The 22,650-nt window shown below is 43.3% G+C and carries 26 protein-coding genes; 10 read left to right on the top strand and 16 right to left on the bottom strand.

The features are described from left to right. Positions 1–13: 13 nt before the first annotated feature. Complete coding sequence (gene dusB / locus ACFS5N_RS09515; RefSeq protein WP_377184654.1) at positions 14–1,024, bottom strand: tRNA dihydrouridine synthase DusB; 1,011 nt, start codon at positions 1,022–1,024, stop codon at positions 14–16. A gap of 42 nt (positions 1,025–1,066) precedes the next feature. On the opposite strand from dusB, the gene ACFS5N_RS09510 reads away from it, so the two are divergent. From ACFS5N_RS09510 to ACFS5N_RS09495, 4 genes are all read left to right on the top strand, one after another. Further along, entirely contained in the window at positions 1,067–1,993 is a 927-nt protein-coding gene (locus tag ACFS5N_RS09510; protein ID WP_377184652.1) for a CPBP family intramembrane glutamic endopeptidase, read from the top strand. Then, on the top strand, positions 1,993–2,199 hold the full coding sequence (locus ACFS5N_RS09505) for a hypothetical protein (protein ID WP_377184650.1): 207 nt from the start codon (positions 1,993–1,995) through the stop codon (positions 2,197–2,199). The genes ACFS5N_RS09510 and ACFS5N_RS09505 overlap by 1 nt, the downstream gene beginning before the upstream one ends. A gap of 3 nt (positions 2,200–2,202) precedes the next feature. Further along, entirely contained in the window at positions 2,203–3,012 is an 810-nt protein-coding gene (locus ACFS5N_RS09500; RefSeq protein ID WP_377184648.1) for a phosphatidate cytidylyltransferase, read from the top strand. A 140-nt stretch (positions 3,013–3,152) separates the two neighbouring features. Next, on the top strand, positions 3,153–3,815 hold the full coding sequence (locus ACFS5N_RS09495) for a phosphatidylserine decarboxylase family protein (protein ID WP_377186534.1): 663 nt from the start codon (positions 3,153–3,155) through the stop codon (positions 3,813–3,815). Positions 3,816–4,070: 255 nt separating this feature from the next. On the opposite strand, the gene rplS is transcribed toward ACFS5N_RS09495, so the two are convergent. From rplS to ACFS5N_RS09470, 5 genes are all read right to left on the bottom strand, one after another. After that, positions 4,071–4,418 carry a 50S ribosomal protein L19 gene (rplS, locus tag ACFS5N_RS09490; protein ID WP_377184646.1) on the bottom strand — a complete coding sequence of 116 codons (348 nt, stop codon included), beginning with the start codon at positions 4,416–4,418 and terminating at the stop codon, positions 4,071–4,073. Positions 4,419–4,619: 201 nt separating this feature from the next. Next, positions 4,620–5,297 carry a tRNA (guanosine(37)-N1)-methyltransferase TrmD gene (trmD, locus tag ACFS5N_RS09485; protein ID WP_377184643.1) on the bottom strand — a complete coding sequence of 226 codons (678 nt, stop codon included), beginning with the start codon at positions 5,295–5,297 and terminating at the stop codon, positions 4,620–4,622. Between the two features lie 98 nt (positions 5,298–5,395). Then, a complete protein-coding gene (locus tag ACFS5N_RS09480; protein WP_377184641.1) occupies positions 5,396–5,812 on the bottom strand; it encodes a VOC family protein in 417 nt (138 codons plus the stop codon). A 129-nt stretch (positions 5,813–5,941) separates the two neighbouring features. Next, a complete protein-coding gene (rimM, locus tag ACFS5N_RS09475; RefSeq protein ID WP_377184639.1) occupies positions 5,942–6,469 on the bottom strand; it encodes a ribosome maturation factor RimM in 528 nt (175 codons plus the stop codon). Between the two features lie 228 nt (positions 6,470–6,697). Further along, positions 6,698–7,261: a 30S ribosomal protein S16 gene (locus ACFS5N_RS09470; RefSeq protein WP_377184637.1), complete on the bottom strand. Its 564-nt coding sequence runs from the start codon at positions 7,259–7,261 to the stop codon at positions 6,698–6,700. A 151-nt stretch (positions 7,262–7,412) separates the two neighbouring features. Here ACFS5N_RS09470 and ACFS5N_RS09465 point away from each other — a divergent pair, with 151 nt between their 5' ends. After that, on the top strand, positions 7,413–7,697 hold the full coding sequence (locus ACFS5N_RS09465; protein ID WP_377184635.1) for a hypothetical protein: 285 nt from the start codon (positions 7,413–7,415) through the stop codon (positions 7,695–7,697). Positions 7,698–7,759: 62 nt separating this feature from the next. Continuing rightward, positions 7,760–8,290 carry a 5' nucleotidase, NT5C type gene (locus ACFS5N_RS09460; protein ID WP_377184633.1) on the top strand — a complete coding sequence of 177 codons (531 nt, stop codon included), beginning with the start codon at positions 7,760–7,762 and terminating at the stop codon, positions 8,288–8,290. Between the two features lie 184 nt (positions 8,291–8,474). Here the strand turns inward: ACFS5N_RS09460 and pfkA are convergent, their stop codons facing one another. From pfkA to ACFS5N_RS09435, 5 genes are all read right to left on the bottom strand, one after another. Next, positions 8,475–9,461, bottom strand: coding sequence for a 6-phosphofructokinase (gene pfkA, locus ACFS5N_RS09455; protein WP_377184631.1), 987 nt, complete (start codon positions 9,459–9,461; stop codon positions 8,475–8,477). Between the two features lie 78 nt (positions 9,462–9,539). Beyond that, a complete protein-coding gene (locus tag ACFS5N_RS09450; protein ID WP_377184629.1) occupies positions 9,540–11,249 on the bottom strand; it encodes a protein-disulfide reductase DsbD family protein in 1,710 nt (569 codons plus the stop codon). A 17-nt stretch (positions 11,250–11,266) separates the two neighbouring features. Beyond that, positions 11,267–11,719, bottom strand: coding sequence for a protein-disulfide reductase DsbD domain-containing protein (locus ACFS5N_RS09445; RefSeq protein WP_377184627.1), 453 nt, complete (start codon positions 11,717–11,719; stop codon positions 11,267–11,269). A gap of 59 nt (positions 11,720–11,778) precedes the next feature. Continuing rightward, the gene (locus ACFS5N_RS09440) at positions 11,779–12,231 is read right to left on the bottom strand and encodes a protein-disulfide reductase DsbD domain-containing protein (RefSeq protein WP_377184625.1); all 453 of its coding nucleotides are present in this window, start codon (positions 12,229–12,231) and stop codon (positions 11,779–11,781) included. Then, positions 12,231–13,004 carry a biotin--[acetyl-CoA-carboxylase] ligase gene (locus ACFS5N_RS09435; RefSeq protein WP_377184623.1) on the bottom strand — a complete coding sequence of 258 codons (774 nt, stop codon included), beginning with the start codon at positions 13,002–13,004 and terminating at the stop codon, positions 12,231–12,233. Before ACFS5N_RS09435 ends, ACFS5N_RS09440 begins: the two co-directional genes overlap by 1 nt. A 54-nt stretch (positions 13,005–13,058) precedes the next feature. Here ACFS5N_RS09435 and rsfS point away from each other — a divergent pair, with 54 nt between their 5' ends. From rsfS to ACFS5N_RS09420, 3 genes are all read left to right on the top strand, one after another. Then, positions 13,059–13,433, top strand: coding sequence for a ribosome silencing factor (gene rsfS, locus ACFS5N_RS09430; RefSeq protein WP_377184621.1), 375 nt, complete (start codon positions 13,059–13,061; stop codon positions 13,431–13,433). A gap of 43 nt (positions 13,434–13,476) precedes the next feature. Continuing rightward, positions 13,477–15,594 carry an ATP-dependent zinc metalloprotease FtsH gene (gene ftsH / locus ACFS5N_RS09425; protein WP_377184619.1) on the top strand — a complete coding sequence of 706 codons (2,118 nt, stop codon included), beginning with the start codon at positions 13,477–13,479 and terminating at the stop codon, positions 15,592–15,594. A gap of 107 nt (positions 15,595–15,701) precedes the next feature. Further along, complete coding sequence (locus ACFS5N_RS09420) at positions 15,702–16,340, top strand: LutC/YkgG family protein (RefSeq protein WP_377184617.1); 639 nt, start codon at positions 15,702–15,704, stop codon at positions 16,338–16,340. A 129-nt stretch (positions 16,341–16,469) separates the two neighbouring features. Here ACFS5N_RS09420 and ACFS5N_RS09415 read toward each other — a convergent pair whose 3' ends face one another. From ACFS5N_RS09415 to ACFS5N_RS09395, 5 genes are all read right to left on the bottom strand, one after another. Further along, entirely contained in the window at positions 16,470–17,276 is an 807-nt protein-coding gene (locus ACFS5N_RS09415; RefSeq protein WP_377184615.1) for a helix-turn-helix domain-containing protein, read from the bottom strand. A 119-nt stretch (positions 17,277–17,395) separates the two neighbouring features. Further along, positions 17,396–18,274 carry an oxidoreductase gene (locus ACFS5N_RS09410; RefSeq protein ID WP_377184613.1) on the bottom strand — a complete coding sequence of 293 codons (879 nt, stop codon included), beginning with the start codon at positions 18,272–18,274 and terminating at the stop codon, positions 17,396–17,398. Between the two features lie 179 nt (positions 18,275–18,453). Next, positions 18,454–20,004 (bottom strand): Rne/Rng family ribonuclease, encoded by a 1,551-nt coding sequence (locus tag ACFS5N_RS09405; RefSeq protein ID WP_377184611.1) that lies wholly within the window; start codon positions 20,002–20,004, stop codon positions 18,454–18,456. A 241-nt stretch (positions 20,005–20,245) separates the two neighbouring features. Further along, positions 20,246–21,103 carry a tetratricopeptide repeat protein gene (locus ACFS5N_RS09400; protein ID WP_377184609.1) on the bottom strand — a complete coding sequence of 286 codons (858 nt, stop codon included), beginning with the start codon at positions 21,101–21,103 and terminating at the stop codon, positions 20,246–20,248. Positions 21,104–21,115: 12 nt separating this feature from the next. Further along, a complete protein-coding gene (locus ACFS5N_RS09395) occupies positions 21,116–21,415 on the bottom strand; it encodes an HU family DNA-binding protein (protein ID WP_377184607.1) in 300 nt (99 codons plus the stop codon). 176 nt (positions 21,416–21,591) lie between these two features. On the opposite strand from ACFS5N_RS09395, the gene mutY reads away from it, so the two are divergent. Continuing rightward, positions 21,592–22,635, top strand: coding sequence for an A/G-specific adenine glycosylase (mutY, locus tag ACFS5N_RS09390; protein WP_377184605.1), 1,044 nt, complete (start codon positions 21,592–21,594; stop codon positions 22,633–22,635). Positions 22,636–22,650: the final 15 nt, after the last annotated feature.

Genomic DNA, 22,650 nt, shown 5'->3' with positions numbered 1-22,650 from the left:
AAAAAACTAAATGTTAAATTGCTACAGTAGATACGGAATCGTAAAACCTTGGGTTGTGTTCCAGCTCGTGCAAAATTTCCTGTAACTCCTCAAAAGTACCTGCAGTCACCAGCCTGGTGCGGTATTCCTTAAAGTCGGGCGTGCCTTTAAAATAGTTGGTGTAGTGCCTCCGCATCTCAAAAACGCCTGTTTTTGGCCCTTTCCACTCTATTGATTTGATGAGGTGTGTACGGCAGGCATCAATACGTTCGGCAAAAGTTGGCTTAGCTAAATGCTCGCCGGTTTCAAAGTAATGTTTGATTTCGCGGAATATCCATGGGTAGCCAATGGCTGCCCTGCCAATCATCATGCCATCCACGCCATATTCCAGTCGCCAGGCTGCCGCTTTTTCAGGCGAATCGATATCGCCATTACCGAAAATGGGGATTTTAATCAACGGATTCTTTTTGATGTTCCTGATTAAGGTCCAGTCGGCCTGGCCTTTATACATCTGCGCACGTGTACGGCCGTGTATGGTCAGTGCTTTAATGCCTACGTCTTGCAGGCGCATAGCCACCTCTTCAACGTTTTTGGTATTATCGTCCCAGCCCAGGCGGGTTTTAACCGTTACCGGCAAATGCGTAGCCTCAACAACCGCTTTGGTCATAGCCACCATTTTGTCGATATCCTGCAATAAGCTGGCACCGGCACCACGGCAAGCCACGTTTTTTACCGGGCAGCCATAGTTAATGTCAATCAAGTCCGGGTTGGCTTTGGTTGATATTTCAGAGGCTTCGCGCATGTGCTCAATGTCACTCCCAAAGATCTGGATGCCTATAGGGCGTTCATATTCAAAAATGTCCAGCTTTTTCAAGCTTTTCGCTGCATCACGTATCAATCCCTCCGACGAGATAAACTCGGTATACATCATATCCGCACCGTGTTGTTTGCATACATACCGAAAGGGTGGATCACTCACATCCTCCATCGGCGCCAACAACAGCGGGAACTCCCCTAAATCAATATTTCCTATTTGTACCGACATGGCTTATCTTTAAGCGCTACAAAAATACGAAAATTACGCCAAATGACAGAAAGTGCTATCAAACAACAACATCCATTAACGCAGCTCATTATTTTTATCGGTATTACCTTTGCCATTATTGGGGGGGGATATTTGCTTGGCGCTGCGATAGTTGTGGCGGTTTATGGTGTGGATGCGCTTATGAAGATAGCTCAGCTAAATCTCGACGATCCGAACGCGGCTAGTGGTTTATGGATTTTGCAGATCGTTAGCACAACTATTCCTATTTTCCTGGCCTCATTTATTTTCGCAAAGTTTATAGCTAAAAATACCGCCGAATATTTGCGCACCTCGTTCAAATTTCCATGGTTTTTATTGGTGGTGATATTTTGTTTAATGCTGGTATCAAGCCCTATGATGGAAGCGTTGAGCAACATTAACCAAAAACTACGATTACCCGGTTTTTTGGCCGGTCTGCAAAAGTGGATGCGCGATACCGAGGATAACGCCCAAAAGCTGACCGAGATACTGCTGCAAATGAAATCGGTAGGCAGTATGCTGGCAAAGCTTACGGTTGTAGGTTTGCTTACGGCCATTGTTGAAGAGTTTATGTTTAGAGGGGTTATACAAACTATCCTGCTTAAATGGACAAAGAACCCGCACGCAGCCGTATGGATAGCGGCCGCCTTGTTCAGCGCCTTTCACCTGGAGTTTTTTGGCTTTTTACCACGATTGTTGCTGGGCGTGCTGTTTGGCTATTTTGTTGTGTGGAGCGGTAGTATATGGCCGGCAGTTTGGGGGCACTTTATCAATAATGGTACCGCCGTTGTGGTAAGCTACCTTTTTCAAAACCAGATGATCGACGTTAACCCCGACGATACACATATTTTTAATAAACTGGCCTATCTGTTTAGCCTGATAATTATGCTACTTTTGCTGTATCTGTGCCGCAATATCGCAACGGGCAAAATGAAGTCGCCCTTTAAATAATGGAAAAAAACTGGATCAAATTTTTCTCCTCGTCTGATTTTTACCGCTCTGAACTGGTAAAGCAGGTGCTTTGTGAGAATGAAATTGATGCCGTTTTATTAAACAAACAAGCTTCTTCGCATCGTGATTTTGGCGATGTCGAAGTTTATATACACCAACAGGATTTTGGCAACGCAATTGAAGTCATGATCCTGACCCAATTATAATATATGAAAACTCGCGCCATAACCGGCTTTTTCTTTATCATCGTGATGCTGGCTTCAGTGCTTATTAATGGCTATGTATTCGGTGTGTTTTATTTATTACTGAGCGGCCTGGCGTTGTTGGAGTTTTACCGGCTGGTTAAAAAAGCAGGCATTAACCCGGACGTGATGACCGGCGTACTTAACGGTGCATTTATTTATGTTGTATTTGCATTGATATCAGTTGATGGCGATTACCATAAACTCATCTTTTTGTTGCCGATAACACTGAGCTTTATTTCAATACAGGAGCTGTTTAAAAAAAACAATGCGCCCTTTACCAATATTGCTTACACCTACATGGGTATTATTTTTACCATTATCCCTTTTACGTTCTTCTACGCACTGGCTTATCTTAACGGGCCGGCGGCTAACCTGCATTACCCAATGGCATTCCTTTTAATGCTTTGGGCCAATGATACCGGCGCCTACCTGGTGGGCAGTAAACTTGGCCGCACTAAATTGTTTGAAAGACATTCGCCTAAAAAAACGTGGGAGGGGCTAATTGGTGGTATTATCATAACCGCTTTGGCGGCCTACATTATCAGCATCTATTTTACCGAACTTTCAGTTACGCAATGGATCTGGATTGGTGTACTTATAAGCTGCTTTGGAACAGTTGGCGATTTGATAGAATCAATGTTTAAACGCAGCATTGATGTTAAAGACTCGGGCGGTATTCTGCCTGGTCACGGCGGGTTGCTTGACCGGTTTGATGGCCTGCTTCTTGCTGCACCGGTTGTATATGCCTATTTATACTTCATTACAAATGCTTAATTTTGTTAAATGAAGCCATCTCTGCTATGTAAACAACAATAGCACATATATAGCTTCATTACATTAAAAGAAAACTGCGAAGCATTGATGAGTGCCGCTAAAAAACAAATAATAAACGAATAATTATACGAATGAAAAAAATGACTTTCCATAAAGAGGGATACACATCCCTGGCGTTGTGCATCTTATTTATCTTTGTTTTAAACGCGGCAATACAGTTTTACTGGCCAGATTATACAGTGTTAAAATGGATAGTCTATATTTTATCATTTATACTGTTTGTAATCATTGTTCAGTTTTTCCGTAACCCGCATTTTGACATTGAAATTGACGAAAATACCGTTTTGTGCCCTGCTGATGGAAAAGTAGTAGTAATTGAAGAAACAACCGAGACGGAATTTTTAAAAGACAAACGTATTCAGATCTCGGTATTTATGTCGCCGGTTAACGTACACGTAAACCGTAATCCCATAAGTGGCGTTGTTAAATATTTTAAATATCACCCGGGCAAATATTTGGTAGCCTGGCACCCAAAGTCATCAACCGAAAATGAGCGTACGACTATAGTTACCGAAAATGCTAACGGCACCCCGGTGTTATTCAGGCAGATAGCCGGTGCGTTGGCCCGCCGTATTGTGTGGTATGTAAAAGAAGGCGATAAAGTGACGCAGGGCGACCAGTTTGGTTTCATCAAGTTTGGTTCGCGGGTAGATGTATTCCTGCCTTTAGGTTCAAAAATTAATGTAGAGATAGGTGAGGTGGTTAAAGGGGGACGTACCGTACTGGCCGAGCTGCCGGCGTAATCGAAAATAGATATTGATGGGAAAGGCCGATGTAGAAATACATCGGCCTTTCCTTTTTTAAAGTTTGCCATTCTGCATAGCGAAGAATCTTATACGCCGCGGTAAGATGCTTGGCGAGCCGCCCATTAAAAAAGCGCCATTGCGAGCATCGTGAGAATATAAATAGTGCCGGCTAGATGTGCTTGAACAGAAAACTAAAGCATAAAAAAAGCCTTCCTGTTGTGCAGGAAGGCTTTTTTTATATGTTGGTGATAATTACACTCTTTTTGATTTGATACGGGCTGCTTTACCGGTAAGGGCACGCAGGTAGTAAAGTTTAGAGCGACGTACTTTACCAACGCTGTTAACTTCAACTTTCTCAATGTTTGGTGAGTTAGCAGGGAAAATACGCTCAACACCAATACCGTTTGAAACTTTACGTACTGTAAATGTTTCAGAAACGCCTGTGCTGTTGCGTTGAATACATACACCCTGGTAAACCTGAATACGTTCTTTGTTACCTTCTCTGATTTTATAATGTACGCTTACAGTATCGCCAGCTTTGAACGCAGGAAACTGGTTAACCTTTACTGTTTGCTCTTCTACAAATTTTACTAAATCCATGATTTTAAGCTCTAAATGCGATTTTTAACCCGTAAAAATCGGATTGCAATTATAGGGATAATTTTTGAATTATAAAAACCGAATTTAAAAATTTCAACATTTAGTTTTTTATTAACAAGTTTTGCCTGTTTTGGGTTCATTTGGCTCATTGGGTGAATACTCGAGCTAACTAATAACCTAATTAACTTGAGCAACACATAGCTAATCGTCCAACAGGTCGGGCCTGCGTTGTTTTGTGCGTGCAACCGCCTGCTCAAAGCGCCATTTTTCAATCTCGCCGGCGTGCCCGCTCAATAAAACGTCCGGAACTTTATGTCCGTTCCAGTCGGCCGGGCGGGTGTAAACCGGGGCGTCCAGCAGCCCGTCCTGGAAAGAATCAGACAGGGCAGAAGTTTCGTCCGATAATACGCCTGGGATTAATCTTACCACCGCATCAACCACAATAGCCGCAGGCAGTTCACCGCCCGACAGCACGTAGTCGCCTACAGAAATTTCTTTAGTCACAAAAATATCGCGAATGCGCTGATCGATGCCTTTATAGTGTCCACAAAGAATAATGATATTTTTCTTGATGGACAATTGATTAGCCATCGGCTGATTTAAAGTTTCGCCATCAGGTGTCATAAAGATTACCTCATCATAGTCGCGTTCAGCTTTAAGGGCCGCTATACATTTGGCGAAGGGTTCAATATTCATTACCATGCCACTGCCGCCGCCGTAAGGATAATCATCCACACTTTTTTGTTTGCCTGTAGAATAATCGCGCAGGTTATGAACGTGTATCTCAGCCAGTCCTTTTTTTTGTGCACGCAGCAAAATGGAGTGGGCAAAAGGGCTTTCCAGCAAACCGGGCAATACGGTAACGATATCAAAACGCATGGGGCAAATTTAGTTATTTTTGATAGAAGCAAGAGTTAAGAGCCAAGAATCAAGATCGATGAGAATTAATCTTGTGTCTTACGTCTTGATTCCTAACTCTAATATCGCCAATCTGGCGACGCGGGTATTTCGCATTGTATCACCCAGCGATGGCCGAATGGGTCTTGCAGTTCGCCCTGACGATAGCCGTATTCATAATCAGTTACGGCAGATATGACACTTGCGCCTGCAGCGACAGCCTGATCGAATACCGCGTATACATCGGCAGTAAAAAGACCAATAACTACAGTAGTACCCTTGTTGGCATCAGGACTAACCTTGTGCGGATGTTGCGGCATCATTTCGTGAAGATGAAACTTCTGACCGTCAATTTCAAACTCGGCGACATGGATGCTGCCATCGTCATTCAACAATCGGAAGTTTTCTGTGGCGCCGAAAGCGGTTTTATAGAAATCGATATTAGTGGTGCCGCGATTAAGTGTTAAAAGCGGAGCAAATGCAGTTTGGGTTTCCATCGAATACTAAGATAATCTTTTAAATAGATCATGCCGAACTTGTTTCGGCATCCCATGAGAAAGCAATTGTGTTACTTAGCAAGTGTAATGCTGAAACAAATTCAGCATTACAAATAGTGATTAGAAAATCTATCCCAGATAAATATCTAACAACCCCTCCGGTAAATCAACATACAGTATCTCTTTAACCTGATCAATGCCGGTTATGATATCCTCATTGAGCGGAAACATCACTTCAACGCCCTTGTAAGTAACCGTTGCTAATATTTGCTGCGGATATTCGTTGATCTCGGTAATCACGCCCAGTTCGCCCTCGTCTTCGTCAATGGCCGTAAAACCTTCCAGGTCAAATAAGGTAAAATCCTCTTCGCTTTTTGCGGGTTTGAGCTTGTTGGGCAGGTAAACGTCTTTTCTGGCTAATGCCGATGCTTTTTCTACCGTATCGACATCCTCCAGATACAAATAAGCCTGGTTGTTATGATCGTTGTATTTGATAGATTTTACAAAAAACGGAGCCAGCTTGCCGGCTATTTCCACAAAAATAGCGTTGAAAGCAATATCTTCCAGCCCGTCGAAATCAACATACAATTGCATTTCGCCTTTCAGTCCCTTTGTTTTTAATATGCTGCCTATACGGAAACAGTCCTGGATTTTCATTTGGAAAGTGTTTTAATCTACACACCTCGTTGTCATTTCGAACGTAGTGAGAAATCTATACACAGAACGGCATAACGTGTGTATAGATTTCTCGCTTCGCTCGAAATGACAACCCGGTAATATAGGTATTGGGGTTCTTATAAACAACAATGGCGAAGAACCCGCAGGTGCTTCGCCATGTAAATTGTCTTGATTCCTGGTTCTTGAATCTTGATTCTAAAACCTGAATTATTCAGCGCTATCGGCTGGGGTTTCAGTAGCTTCAGCAGCAGGTGCTTCTTCGCCTTCAGCAACCACCGGAGCAGCTTCTTCTTCAACAACTTCCTCTGCAGGAGGTGTGTTTTTAGCAGCAATAGCAGCAGCTTTGTCCTGATTTTTCTTAGCCTCAGCCTCTAAAGCAGCTTTGCGCGTTGCTTGTTTAGCAGATGATAAGTCGGCTTTTTTGCCGGTAATTTTGCCATCTTTCTGCTCTAACCATGCAGCAAATTTAGCGTCAGCTTGTTCTTGAGTTAAAGCGCCTTTTTTAACCCCACCTTGTAAGTGTTTTTTGTAAAGTACGCCTTTGTAAGAAAGGATAGCACGACAAGTGTCAGTTGGTTGGGCGCCATTGTCAACCCAGGTAACTGCTTTGTCAAAGTTAATGTCAATTGTAGCAGGGTTAGTGTTTGGGTTGTAAGAACCTAAACGCTCGATAAAACGACCATCACGTGGTGCACGAGAGTCTGCTACTACGATGTAATAAAAAGGACGGCCCTTTTTACCATGTCTTTGCAATCTGATTTTAGTTGCCATTTTTTAATTTTTATGTGTTCAACATTCCCCCGGAGTTGTTTTCAGCGGGGATGCAAAAGTATGAAAAATAATTAATTAAAAAAATATCATCCTGATTTAAGCCATGTTATCTATTTTAGTCGATGTAAAACATTATCACAATTATTCTAAAATGATCAAAAAATTTAAATCGGCAGTATGCCTTGTGCTTGCTGCGTCTGTTCTGTCAAGCTGCGCTACCGTTTTTGGTGGCCGCGTAAATGCCTACCAACGTACAAAACCCACTGCCGGACAACAACAACGCCGCATACGCGCCGGAGCCATGGTGGCCGACATTTTGCTTTTCTGGCCGGGTTTAATCGTTGATTTTGCAACCTGCGCCATCTACAAGCCAACGCCTGCTCCTTTACCGGCCGACGCCACGCAGCCCGCACCGATTGCCGTAAAAACCCGGTAAAAAATTAACGCCTCTTAATATTTAAGGGGCGTTTTCTTTTTTATTAAACCTAAATTTGCGCCATGAATAATAAGTTAAGCATAGCTATTGACATGGACGAGGTTATTGCCGACCCCATTGATAAATTTATAACCATTTACCAGCAGGAACACGGCTTCAACTATACGCTGGATCAAATGCATGGTAAAGAATTTGGCGAACTGCTGCCACCCGAAATGACCCACACCCTGCGTGAGTATATTAACCGCAAAGGTTTTTTCCGCGATCTGAAAGTGATACCAGACAGCCAGGAGGTAATTGCTGAGCTGAATAAAAAATACGAAGTATTCATTGTATCTGCAGCTACCGAATTTCCGCTGTCATTAGAAGATAAACAAGCCTGGCTGGCCGATTATTTCCCTTTTATCGAGTGGACAAATATTGTTTTCTGCGGATATAAGATTGTTAATACCGATATCATGATCGACGACCGCATTAAAAACTTTACCCGTTTTAACGGGCGCAAATTGCTGTTCAGCTCGCCGCATAATTTGCTGCTGACTGATTATGAGCGTGTGAATAACTGGAAGGAAGTGGCGGAGAAGTTGCTGTAGTAAATTTACTGTTTTGTCATGTTGAGCATAGCGAAACATCTTATGCGCTTTGCTTACAGCTTATATAAGATTCTTCGCTATGCTCAGAATGACAATCGGGTTAAAACGAGAAAAGCCTGCGAAACTCGCAGGCTTTTCTCGTTTTAAAGACTCAAGACTTACGGCTCGAGGCTCAAAACTCATCTTACAACGACAACATCTCCACAATCCTGGTAAATTCAGCATTTACGTCCAAATGGTGTTTTACTGATTGGCTGAACTGTGTGAAAGTAATATCATTATGAATCAGGCCCACCATTTCTCCGGTGCGGCCCTTAATCAGGGCCTCAACTGCAGCTACGCCCAGTAAGCTGGCCAGCACACGGTCCATGCAAGTTGGTTTACCACCGCGTTGAATATGGCCCAGTATTGATACGCGAATATCATAGCTGGGGTAACGTTCTTTTAAAGCATCGCCTATCTGGAATGCGCTGCCTGGCTCGTGGCCTTCGGCAACCATAATAATTCTTGATGTTTTATCTCTAAGCTTAACGCCGCGATCTAAACGGTCATACAGCGCTTCAAGGTTTGATTTGGTTTCAGGTACCATTACAGATTCTGCGCCAACACCAATCCCGGTACGCAGGGCTATCATGCCCGAGTCGGCACCCATTACCTCGACAATAAATAAACGATCGTGCGATTCTGCAGTTTCCCGGATCTTGTCAACAGCCTCAATAACAGTATTGATAGCAGTGTCGTAACCAACGGTAAAGTCAGATCCGCGCAGGTCATTATCAATAGTACAGGGTACAGCAATAGCCTTAATATCCGGATGTTCTTCAGTAAACTCTTTAACCCCTTTAATGGTGCCATTTCCACCTAATGCTATCAAAGCATCGATGCCGTGCTTTTGTAGCGTTGCATAGGCCTTATTACGACCCTCGACTGTCTTGAACTCTTCGCTGCGGCTGGCTTTTAAAATGGTGCCGCCACGCTGAATAATATTTGATGCCGATTTGGTAGTAAGAGGCTGAATGTCATCATTGATCATCCCTTCGAAACCGCGGAGTATACCGGCAACTTCAACGCCGTTAAAAATAGCCGTGCGTATTACGGCCCTAATGGCTGCGTTCATGCCGGGCGCGTCGCTGCCTGACGTAAAAAGTCCAATTTTTTTGATCTGGGTCATTAGCTTATAATATAGGCAGGTTTATGCAAAACCTGATTTAGCAAGCGTATAACGAAAACGATTGCGGCGCAAATTTAGTTATTTTTTGGCTTGTTGATAAGCCGAAATACCGCTTTCTAGAAATTTCAGATAACTCTCTACATTATAATTAGCCGGCGATGGTTGTATGGTGGCGCCGGTTTTATCGGTCATCATATTGCCGTCGCTGTCCAATAACACATAGAAAGGCTGCGAGTTAGCATTAAAGCGCGATGCTTCCAGGTCGCTCCATTTGCCTCCAAGGGTCGTGATCTTTTTACCGCTGTAGGTCGACGTAAATTGTTCTGATGGCTCAAGCTCGGCCTTATCATCAACCACCAGCTGCAGCAACACAAAATCATTTTTAAGGTGGTTGAATACACGCGGGTCTGTCCAGACATCGGCCTCCATCTGGCGGCAATTTACGCAGTTAAACCCCGTAAAATCAATCATAATAGGTTTATGCAGTTCTTTAGATACTTGCAACGCCTGGTCATAATCATACCACGCATCCAGCCCGCGGGTTGCTATACGGGTATAGTTAGCGGCATATTTTTTTGTTAATGACGATGTTTTGGCAGGCGTACTCGCTGTGGTGTTGCCTCCCGGTGTTTGCGAAAGGTCAAATTCCTGCGTGGCAATCGGCGGTAAAAAGGCGCTCAGCGGCTTCAAAGGCGCGCCCCATAAGCCGGGAATCATATAAACCGTAAAAGCAAAGATGATAGTCGCCATAAAAAAGCGCGGGACAGATACATAGTCTACATCGCTATCATGCGAAAACTTGATCTTTCCTAACAGGTATAGCCCCAGCAGTATACCCAATGCAATCCATATCGACAGGAAAATATCGCGGTTAAACCAGTTCCAATGGTAAGCCAGGTCTACGTTTGATAAAAATTTCAATGCAAACGCAATCTCCAGGAAACCTAAACAAACCTTTACGGTATTTAACCAACCGCCCGATTTGGGCAGTGATTTTAATGCCGACGGAAACAAGGCAAATGCCGTAAAAGGCAAAGCCAAAGCCGCCGAGAAACCGGCCATACCTATTGCCGGGCCTAATCGGTCGCCTTTTGAGGCGGCTTCAACCAGCAGGGTGCCAATGATGGGGCCTGTACACGAGAAGGATACCACTACCAGGGTAGCAGCCATAAAGAAAATCCCGGCAATGCCACCTTTGTCAGCATTAGCATCGAGTTTATTACCTAGTGAGCTTGGCAGGGTGATCTCGAAGGCTCCCAGAAACGAGATACCAAAAACAACCAGCAGCAGGAAGAAGAATATATTGAAAATGCCGTTGGTTGCCAGGGCATTCAGCGCGTCAGAACCAAACAGCCCTGAGATAATCAGGCCCAAACCAACGTATATAATAATGATTGACAGCCCGTAAAGTAAAGATTGCCCGATACCCTTGGCCCTTGATCCTGATTTTTTGGTGAAAAAACTCACGGTTAACGGCAGCAGCGGGTAAATACAAGGCATGATCACCGCGGCCAGGCCACCTAAAAAACCGGCTATAAAGATCTGCCAAAGCGTTTTCGGTTTATCTGTAGCCGGTTTGCTTATTGTTGCTTTTGCAACTTTAGCTTTTTCGGTATGCTGGGCTTTTTTGCGCAAAGCAATACTGTCGGCAGCAGTTGGTATACTGGTAAAGCTTACGCCGCTGGTGTCCTGTGCTTTAGCAGGTTGCGTATTTATAGCTATACCTGTAGCAATCACAAGGCAAATCAAAAATACCCACCTTAAAAAACTTTTCGGAGCTGCTGTCATCGTCATTCAAAAAAAAATTATTTAGCAATAGGGATGTTAAAGTTTACATCGTCTGGTGGCAGACATTTTGAATCGTTGCAAGTCATATACTCTAACGATCCCTTTATAGCCGCAACCTTTGCTGATTTTAGCTTGATTTTTTGCTGAAAGATTACTTCTTTTTCAAAAAAGCTCACATCCATGCTGAATGCTTTTTCATAACGGGTTATCGGTTTAGGCTCAGTAGCCGGGCCAATTAAAGTGTAGTCTTTTGATTTTGCGAAAGTAAACGATGTCTTGATGGGTCCGCCGTCTTTAACGTGTTGCGAGTAGATGTGCCAGCCATCGTCAATAGTTGCTTTTAAAAAAACAGTTACTTCAGTAGGGCTGGTTTTTTTAGCTGCGTAAGCCCATTTTACCGGGGTTACAATTTGAGCGAAAGCGCCGGCTGATAAAAATAAGGCGGCAAATATTGCTAGTGCTTTTTTCATGGTTGTTTGTTTAAATTTCTATTTTTTTAAGGTAACAGTTGTTTCGATACCATCAATTTTTATTTACCCAAAGGGATGCTAAAATTTACGTCCTCGGGTTGTCTGCATTTTAAATCGTTACAGGTCATGTACTCTAATGTGCCCGTTACCGCGGCAACTTTAGCCAATTTTAACTTTATCTTTTGTTGGAAGATCACTTCGCGGTCAAAAAAGCCCACTTCCATTTTAAAGTTTTTATCGTAGTGGGTAACTGCTTTGGGTTCAACAGTGGGCCCAACCGGTGTATAGTCTTTTGATTTAGCAAAGGTGAATGATGTTTTGATCGGTCCGCCATCTTTAACATGCTGCGAGTAGATATGCCAGCCGTCGTCCATAGTAGCTTTCAAGAAAACGGTAACCTCAGTTGGTCCGGTCTTCTTAGCAGCATAGGCCCATTTTACGGGGTTAACAATTTGAGCATAAGCACCGATGCTTAAAAATAATGCGGCAGATATTGCTAATGCTTTTTTCATCACTGTTTGTTTAAAAACTCTATTTCTTTAAGGTTGTAAGTTGATTCTGTATCATTATGCTTTACTATGAGCAGGCCGTTGTCTTTAACGCCGGCTATTATGCCGGTAAATTCTTGGTCCGATGCTTTGAAACGTTTTTTTTCATTGAACCAGTATAGTCGTGATAAATAAGTATCCCTTACAACATTTACTTTGCCGGCTTTCAATTTTAAGTACCACGCTTCAATGTTGTTGCAAATGTCAGCTAATATATCGGTAACATTGTTTTCTTTCTGTAATATCTGCTTTACTGATGTTGCGTTGACAGCCTCATCCGGGAATTTTTCCTGATTAATGTTGATACCAATGCCAACAATAGAATTTTTAATGCGGCTGCCCTGCAGTAAATTTTCTATGAGCATGCCCCCGAGCTTCTTGTCGCCGTAGTATATATCGTTGGGCCACTTTATTTTAAGGTGTTCGCCCAATAGCGGACGCAGTGCATCATAAACGCCCATACTGATGGCGCGGTTCAGGTCAAACTGGTTGGCAACGTCCAAAAAATGAGGTTGCAAAAGCAGGCTGAATGTAAGGTTTTTGCCTGGTTCGGCATGCCATTTATTGTTCAGCTGGCCGCGCCCCGCGTATTGCGACTCTGCCATAATGACCGTTCCCTCGGGCACTGGCTTGGAATTTGTCAATAGGTTTTTAAGGAAATTGTTGGTTGAGTCGACCTCTTTTAGTGTCAGTAAATTTTGTCCAACAAATAATCCTGAAAATATGTTATTTTGCAATGTTATATTTATAATAATGCTATACTCAAAAACGTTCAAAACTAATTCTTTTTGATGGTAAAAAATAAAGCGACCAGTGAATCAGCTTATATTTCTGAATTAGCCATACATGGCATACAGGAAAAAAAAGGAAATGACATCGTCAGATTAGACCTTCGTAATATCCACAGTTCGGTGACGGATTATTTTGTAATATGCAACGCCGATTCATCCACTCAAGTCAAAGCTATTGCTAACAGCATCGAAGAAGAAATTTACAAAGCCCTTAAACAGGAGCCATGGCGCAAAGAGGGCCTGGAATATGCCGAGTGGATACTCCTTGATTACATAGACGTAGTGATACACGTTTTCAGAACAGACAAACGCGAGTTTTACGGCGTAGAAGATTTGTGGGGAGATGCCGAGATAAAGAGCTATAAAAGCGCCTAGCTTATAGCCAAAATTTTTAATTACACGAGAGATTATACAACAAATGGAAGACAAGAAATTGGATAAGCCAAAACCAATAAGAAAAATATCTAACAAACGAATAGCCCCCAAACCTCCTAAATTTAACTTTATGTGGTTGTACGCAGTTGCAATAGCTGTGTTTGTTGGGGTGGCTTATTTTTCGGGCAGTAACGGGGGGCAGCAAATTGACTTTAAGCGTTTTGAAACAGAAATGCTGAAACCCGGCGATGTAGACTATGTTGAGGCTTACAAAAACGGCGACTACCTGGTAGCCGAAGTTCATATTAAAAAAGACAGTTTAAAAAAACCCCAATATGCTGATGTTGTAAAACAACAGCATGCCTTTGGCGTAAATGCTGCCGACCCTCAGTATACTTTCACCGATGCATCTTTTGAGAGCCTGAAGCAATCAATTGCCAATGCGCAGAAAGATGTTCCTGATTCGCAAAAGATATCGGTTAAATATGTACCGCATGACAGCCTGTTATCAAACGGACTGGTTCAGTGTGTTATCATGATTGTGGTATTTGCGGTGATGCTGATGTTCATTATGCGTCGTATGGGCGGTGGCGCTGGCGGCGGTCCGGGCGGTCAGATATTTAACATTGGTAAATCAAAAGCTACACTTTTTGATAAAGAGGCGCAAGTGTCTGTAACCTTTAATGATGTAGCCGGTTTAGAAGAGGCTAAGCAGGAGGTTATGGAAATAGTTGATTTCCTTAAAAACCCTAAAAAATACACTAACCTGGGCGGTAAAATTCCGAAAGGTGCATTATTAGTAGGGTCGCCGGGTACCGGTAAAACCTTACTGGCAAAAGCTGTAGCAGGCGAGGCGCAGGTACCATTCTTCTCGCTGTCAGGTTCTGATTTTGTGGAGATGTTTGTGGGTGTGGGTGCGTCGCGTGTGCGTGACTTGTTTCGCCAGGCTAAAGATAAAGCGCCATGTATCATCTTTATTGACGAGATTGATGCCATCGGTCGTGCGCGTGGTAAAAACAATATCGTAGGCGGTAATGATGAGCGCGAGAATACACTGAACCAATTATTGGTTGAAATGGACGGTTTTGGTACCGACTCAGGCATTATCATTCTTGCTGCTACCAATCGTCCGGATGTGTTAGACTCAGCTTTATTGCGTCCCGGTCGTTTTGACAGACAGGTGTCAATTGACAAACCTGATTTGATTGGCCGCGAACAAATATTTAAAGTACACTTAAAACCTGTTAAACTGGCTGAGGGCGTAGATGCTAAAAAATTGTCGGCACAAACCCCGGGCTTTGCCGGTGCCGAGATAGCTAACGTATGTAACGAGGCTGCGCTGATCGCCGCGCGACGTAACAAAGAAGCGGTAGATATGCAGGATTTCCAGGATGCTATAGACCGCGTAATTGGTGGTTTGGAGAAAAAGAATAAAATTATATCACCCGAAGAAAAACGTATCGTAGCCTACCACGAAGCCGGGCACGCTATTGCAGGCTGGTTCCTGGAGCATGCCGATCCGTTGGTTAAAGTATCTATCGTTCCGCGTGGTGTAGCAGCTTTGGGTTATGCGCAATATCTGCCTAAAGAGCAATTCTTATACACCATAGAGCAGCTGGAGGACGGTATGTGTATGACTATGGGTGGCCGTGTTGCCGAGGATATTACTTTCGGCAAGATCTCCACCGGTGCGCAAAACGACTTAGAGCGTATCACTAAACTATCATACGCCATGGTTACTATTTATGGTATGAATGATAAAGTTGGTAATGTGTCGTTTAATGACACGCAAGGCGAATACCAGTTTAACAAACCATACTCTGAAAAAACATCAGAACTGATAGATTCAGAAGTTCGCGCCCAGATTAATGCTGTATACGCGCGTACCAAGCAGTTATTGCTGGATAAACGCGAGGGATTGATCAAACTGGCTGAAAAGCTGCTGGAGAAAGAAATTTTGTTCCAGTCTGACCTGGAAGAGATTTTGGGTAAACGGCCTTTTGAACACCGGACTACTTATGACGAGTTTGTGAATGGTGTTGACGCTCCCGGAGCCGGTCAGGAAGCTGCCGCTCAAGGCTTACAGCACGAAGGTGTGGTTGATCATTCAGGCACATTTGAAAGAAACCCGGAAGAAAAAGAAGCCAATCAAGGCGAATAATAAATTCGAAAATACTTCCAAAGTCCTTAGCTTAAAGTTTTTTAACTTATTGCTAAGGACTTTTTTATTTTATACTATTTTTGACCCTGGCTCAATAAACCAATACTATGCGAGATATTACTACTCCTAAAGAAAAGCTGTTGAAGAAGATACGTCAGGCGCTGTTAGAAAAAAGGGACAACCCATACCCTAACCTGGAGAACCTGCCTATGTATCCGCCAGCGCCTGAGAACCTGGACGTAATGTTTGCAGAGGAATTTACGGGCGTAATGGGGCAATTTGCTTTTTGTGAGGATGAGGTGCAGTTTATTGAGACATTGCTGGAACTGGCTGAAAAACGCAACTGGCGCAAAATATACTGCTGGGAGCCTAAATTGCAGGAGGTGTTGAATCGCTACGAATACCCCTTTTTTGAGACCGACAAAGACTTTACGCAGGCCGAGGTGGGTTTAACCCTATGCGAAGCCCTGGTGGCCCGTAATGGCTCCATTATGGTGTCAAGCGGGCAGGCCGCGGGCCGGCGATTAAATATTTATCCTGAAGTACACATCGTGCTGGCTTATACCTCGCAATTAGTGCCCGACCTGAAAGATGGTTTCGCGCTGATCAAAAAGAAATATAATGGCAACGTACCGTCCATGATATCAAATATCACCGGCCCAAGCCGTACCGCCGATATTGAGAAGATGCTCGTGTTAGGCGCACATGGTCCTAAGGAGTTGTTTGTGTTTTTGTTGGAAGGGTAAACTTAATCGCGGGCCTGTCACCCTGAGCCCGTCGAAGGGCGAGCGAGGGCCTTTACGCGCGTGCTTCGACAAGCTCAGCATGACACACGGTTGTAATTACTTCGCCATTGTTAGTACTATCACCGACAACTACATCCTCGACGGTGCAATCCCAAACGCTTTCTTAAATGCGAACGAGAAATGCGACAGATCTTTAAAGCCTACCTCCATGTACACATCTGAAGATCTCCAGCCTTTTTCTTTGATCAGGTAATGCGCGTCATCTAGTCGTTTTTGCTGTAGCCAGCGGTTAGGAGAGGTATGATAGATTTTTTCAAAATCGCGCTTGAAGGTAGCCAGGCTGCGGCCGGTTAAATAAGCAAACCTGCTAATATCCACATTGTACTTATAATTCTTATTCATGAAAGCCTCGAGATCAATCTTACCTGGCTCGGCGAAATCAAACAGAACATTTTTAAGTTGCGGATTTGTTTGCAAAAGAATCATCACTGCTTCTTTTACTTTCAGCTCGGTTAGCAGCGGGTCGATTTCCTGACCTGCTTTCAAATAGGGTTTCAGTGATTCAATAAAACCGGTTAACAGCTCATTAGGCTCGAGGGTTAAAATAGCATCGCCGTTAAAAGGCTCGTCAGCATGCAGGTTCAACTCCTGGCTCATGCGCTGTAAAGTGTTTTTGTCCAGCCGGATGGAAAGCGACATAAACTCGCCGCCGTCAGCAGGCGGTTGCTTAACAAACTTACAAAGTTGGTTCTTGCGGAAAAACCTGAAATCGCCAGCCTGGTATGGATAGCTTTTATCGCCCACATACATGATTTGGCTACCCGAAAACACAAAGCCAAACACATGCTGGGCAATAAACTGTTCACCCTCGCGGCTGGTATGCGCATAGCAGGAGTAAAGAATGCGTTGATCTGCTGAAAGTGTTTGTGTAGGCATAGTGCTAAGGTAGTTAATTATAAGACTAAAAGGACTGTCACCCTGAGCCTGTCGAAGGGCGTGCGGTGGCCTTTGCCCGCGTGCTTCGACAAGCTCGGCATGACAGCCTTGATTTGCTGTTACTTCTTTAGAAAACTCTTCACAAAATCGCTGTTTGCATGCTGTGCCGAGTCTTGATGATCTGTAGATAAACTCACCGGCAGCCATTTTTCCATTTCGTAATTACGCACTTCGTCTGCGTGTTTTAGCAAAGCTATGGCTTCGCTACCCAGTACTAAATGCACCGGCGGTTCAGGATTATTTGCCAGATCGATCATGACTTTGGCCGCTTTTTCAGGATCGCCGACCGGCACAAAACCGCCCCCTTTGAAATAAGCTGTGCGTTTACCCACAGTTTCTTCATAGCCTTCAACGTCAGTCGCATAGGTCATGGATGCGCCGGCCCAGTCAGTGCGGAAGCCGCCGGGCTCCACACTGGTTACATAGATACCCAGGGGAGCTACCTCTTTAGCCAGGGCTTCGCTAAATCCGCCCAAGCCAAACTTGGCTGCCTGGTATATGCTCAGTCCGGCATTTCCGACGCGCCCGCCTACCGAGCTGATCTGCAGGATGCGTCCCGAACGCTGTTTACGCATATGTGGCAATACGACTCGGGTTATTTGTATCGGGGCATATAAGTTAGTTTCCAGTTGGCTGCGTACCTGGTCGTCGGTAAAAGCTTCGGCAGCGCCGATTATACCAAAGCCGGCATTGTTTACCAATACATCAATACGGCCAAAGGTATCAATGGCATAAACTACTGCTTCATTGATTTTGTCGTAATCGGTTACGTCTAATGTTATAGGATGAACCCGGTCGGGGTATTTTTTAACCAAATCATTTAATGTATCGATATTACGGACGGTAGCCACTACTTTGTTACCAGCTGCCAGCGCGGCCTCGGTGAGGCTGCGTCCTAATCCACGGGAGGCGCCTGTGATGAACCAAATTTTTTCCATTTGTTTTTTACGTTTGTTGAAGACAAAGGTAAGAACGGCTTAATGCCATCGTTTTGTTGTGCAGCTCAATTTGATTTGTTGTACGGCTCAATACAGATGCTAATTTACCGTCACCTTATAAACGCAAAAGAGCGGCTACATCCCGTAGCCGCTCTTTTGCGTTCATTGTAATTCTACTATTACAGTTTAATTTCTTCGTCTTTTGATGAAAAAAAGCGAAACTCGGTGATCTGGTAAGCCGGGTTGCTTTTTACTTTGATCCATTGCCCGTATTTAAAGAACCATTTTATTTGGCGGGTAATAAAACCCTGCTTAATATAGGCTTCAATATACGGGTGCACGCAAAGCGTAATGCCTTTTTCGTTTTGCTCGGTGATCACATAGTTAAAGTTGTTTTCAATATCGTCAAGCAACAAAATACTTGGCCTGATAGTGCCGGTGCCATGGCAGGCTGGGCAAACCTCAGTAGTAACTATGTTCATTTCGGGCCTTACACGCTGGCGGGTTATTTGTACCAGCCCAAATTTGCTTGGAGGCAAGATGGTGTGTTTAGCACGGTCAAGCGACATTTCGGCACGCAGGTAATCAAATAGCTCCTTGCGGTTGGTTGGTTTGTGCATGTCAATGAAATCAATCACTACAATGCCACCCATATCGCGTAAGCGCAGCTGACGGGCAATTTCGCGTGCCGCCTCTTTGTTTACCTGAAAGGCGTTTTCTTCCTGGTTTTCTTTGTTGGCTGTGCGGTTGCCGCTGTTTACGTCAATAACGTGCAGCGCCTCGGTGTGCTCAATAACTAAATAAGCGCCACCAGCCAGGTTAACCGTTTTACCAAAGGCTCCTTTTATCTGTTTATCAACACCAAAATGTTCAAACAAAGGCTCCTTATGTTTGTGCATACGCACAATACTTTCCAGATCAGGAGAAATGTCTTTTACATACTGTTTAACCTCTTCATACAGCGTATTATCATTCAGATAAATATGCTGAAAGTCGGGGTTTAAAATGTCACGAAGAATGGTTGAGGTACGTCCAATCTCACCTAAAACCTTTTTACCCGGCTCAACGTGAGGCAGGCGGGTAATAAATGATTCCCATTTTGATATCAGGTCTAAAAGGTCTTTTTGCATCTCTGCAACACCTTTGCCCTCTGACACCGTACGGATAATAACACCAAAGTTTTTAGGCTTAATGCTCTCGACGATTTTGCGCAGGCGGGTACGTTCTGTGTTACTTTTTATCTTTTTAGATATCGAGATAACCTCAGAAAACGGCACCAGAACAACGTATCGTCCGGCTATAGATAGGTCTGAACTTAAGCGAGGGCCTTTGGTTGATATAGGCTCCTTAGCTATTTGAACAGGAATAAGCTGGTTTTTGCTTAATATCTCAGAGATCTTTCCTCCCTTGCTGATATCTTCTTCCAGCTTAAAGTTATCTAAAAGCGTCGATTGGTAACTTCCACCACGCACTTGCTTGGTTAGTTTTAGCAGGCTTTGCACCTGCGGACCAAGATCAAGATAATGCAAAAATGCATCCTTCTCGTAACCTACATCAACAAAAGCGGCATTAAGCCCGGGCATTATCTTTTTAATACGGCCCAGGTAAATATCACCAACAGTGTAATTATTGCTTACCTGTTCTTTGTGTAGCTCAACGAGTTGTTTATCCTGTAATAATGCAATAGTAGCCCCGTTAGGGGATGAATCGATAATTAATTCTTTTATCAACTGCTACTCCATTTCTTTAACGGTGGCCCGGCTGCTATAACCGGGACCGAATTTTCATACTATAGGGGGTAAAAACAAATACTGTATCGCCCTATAATTGGCGAAAAGAAGTAAGATGCTAAAAAGCAGCGCTTATTTCTTTTTGTGTCTGTTTTTTCTTAAACGCTTTTTGCGTTTATGAGTAGCCATTTTGTGTCTTTTACGTTTTTTACCGCTTGGCATAATAATAATTTTTTAAATGTTAATTGTTTTTTAATTCCTTGATATACTGGTCGATGCGTTGGCCGAAAACCGGGTTGGGCATCATTTGTTTGCATTTTTCGTAAGCTGCAATAGCTTCTGGTTTACGGCCTAGCTGTTTATAGGTTTCGGCCAAATAAAAGTATGACTCAAAATCCGGCTTCTTTGCAATTACCGTTTTGAAGCGCTCAATCGCTTTGTCAAACTGGCCCGATTTCATAGAAAACAAACCTAGGTTGAGGTTGGCGTTAACGTTCTCAGGGTCTTGCGCTACAACCTCACGCAACAGGGCTATACCTTGCATCGGGCTGGCTCCGCCATTTACATCGGCAACGCCTAAGCCGGTTTTGGCATCTAAGCTTTGTGGCTTAAGTTTCAGTGCGTTTGTAAAAGCCTCTACCGCTCCTGAAATATAAGCCGGTGTTAAGGCTGTATCCTGCGAAATTTTAAATGCATCGTTATACCGGTTGCCGGCAGTTAACCATGCATCAAAGCTATTATTGCTTTTAGCAACAGCCGTATAATAAAAAGCTGCCGGCGCGGGTTGATCTACATCGTCCCAGGCAGCAGCTAGTTGTTTATTAAGCGATAGCTTTTCAGCATCGCTTGATGCTTTTTTTAACTGATTCTCTAAACCTTCTATTTTAACGGTCAGTTGCGAACCAATAGCTGCTTTTGCGGGTGCAGATACGGTTTCTACAGTTACGTTTACATTTGACGCCGGCCTGGCTGCCATTTTTGCGGCAGCCGGAGCGGTGTCATGTGTTTGGCTCGGCTTAATGCCTTTTACCGGTAATGAATACAAATAGCCCATTACAGCCAATACGGCCACAGCTACGACTATTTGTTTTTTATTCATAATGGATTTCCCTTATTTTACTTTAGCAGCTTTGTTGCCTGTTTTTACTTTCTCAACAAAAGTTTTAGCAGGTTTAAAGCTTGGTACAAAGTGCTCAGGTATAATTATAGCAGTATTTTTAGAGATGTTACGGGCAGTTTTTTTAGCTCTCTTTTTTACGACAAAACTTCCAAAACCTCTTACATAAACATTCTCGCCGCCAACCATTGAGTTTTTAATAACTTTAAAAAACGCCTCAACTGTCTCCTGTACATCAACTTTCTCAATACCAGTTTTCGATGCGATCTCAGTTATAATTTCTGCTTTAGTCATATCTGATTTTCCTTAATTTATTTGTAATTACTTAACTTATTTGGGGTTGCAAAAGTATTGCTTTATATCGAAAGATTGAAATAATACCCGGTTTTTTTTTCGATAGCATAAAAAGAACTACACTAACCTTACAATAGCCATTCAATTAAGCACTTAATAGCCTAATTTTGCAAGTAATGACTTTTTCTGATGAACTTGTAAATTGGTACAACCAAAACAAGCGCGACCTGCCCTGGCGACACACCACCGATGCCTACATAATATGGCTGTCTGAAATTATTTTACAGCAAACCCGCGTTGAGCAGGGCCTGCCTTATTTTTACCGTTTCGTTGAGAAATACCCTACCGTTACTGATTTTGCTGCCGCAAATGAAACGGAGATACTGAAACTATGGCAGGGGCTGGGCTATTATTCGCGGGGAAGAAATATGTTGAAAACCGCCCAGATGGTGCAGCAGTTATACGCTGGTAAATTCCCGACTAAATACAGCGAGCTTATTAAACTAAAAGGAATTGGCGAGTACACAGCCTCGGCTATCGCCTCGTTTTCGTCTAATGAGCCAAAAGCTGTAGTTGACGGCAATGTGTATCGCGTCATTGCCAGGTACCTTGGCATTTTCGAGCCGATTAACAGCACGCAAGGTAAAAAACTGTTTCAGGAAGCAGCAGACGATTTTCTTAATAAGAAAAATTCGGCAATCCATAATCAGGCCATAATGGAGTTTGGAGCGATGCTTTGCAAACCCCGGAATCCGGCCTGCGGAATCTGCCCGGTAAGGCTTAATTGCTATGCTTTTAAGCATAATGCAACTGCTGTACTGCCCGTTAAGTTAAAAACCGTTAAGATAAAAGAGCGTTATTTCAACTATTTCCTGTATACCGATGGCGAAAACATTCTGATGAACAAACGCGACGACCGGGATATCTGGGCAAATATGTATGATCTGCCAATGATAGAGACCAGCGAATTGATGTCTGTCGATGAATTAGTTTCTTATCCTGAGACAGTTAAGTACTTTGGCGAGTATCTGGAAATAGCTCAGGCATCTGATGTTAAAAAACACATTTTAACCCATCAAAAACTTTTTATCCGTTTTATTACTTTAATTAAACAACCTGTGAGAATAAGCCCAAATTGGGTTTTCATAAAAGTAGAAAATCTAAAATCGCTGCCTCTTTCTAAAGTAATTTTTATATTTTTAGATAATTTTTTAAATTAGAAATAAACATGTACT

Source organism: Mucilaginibacter ximonensis (assembly GCF_042686265.1).
In the GTDB taxonomy this organism is placed as follows: Bacteria; Bacteroidota; Bacteroidia; order Sphingobacteriales; family Sphingobacteriaceae; genus Mucilaginibacter; species Mucilaginibacter ximonensis.
This window is presented reverse-complemented; position numbering and strand designations above follow the sequence as displayed.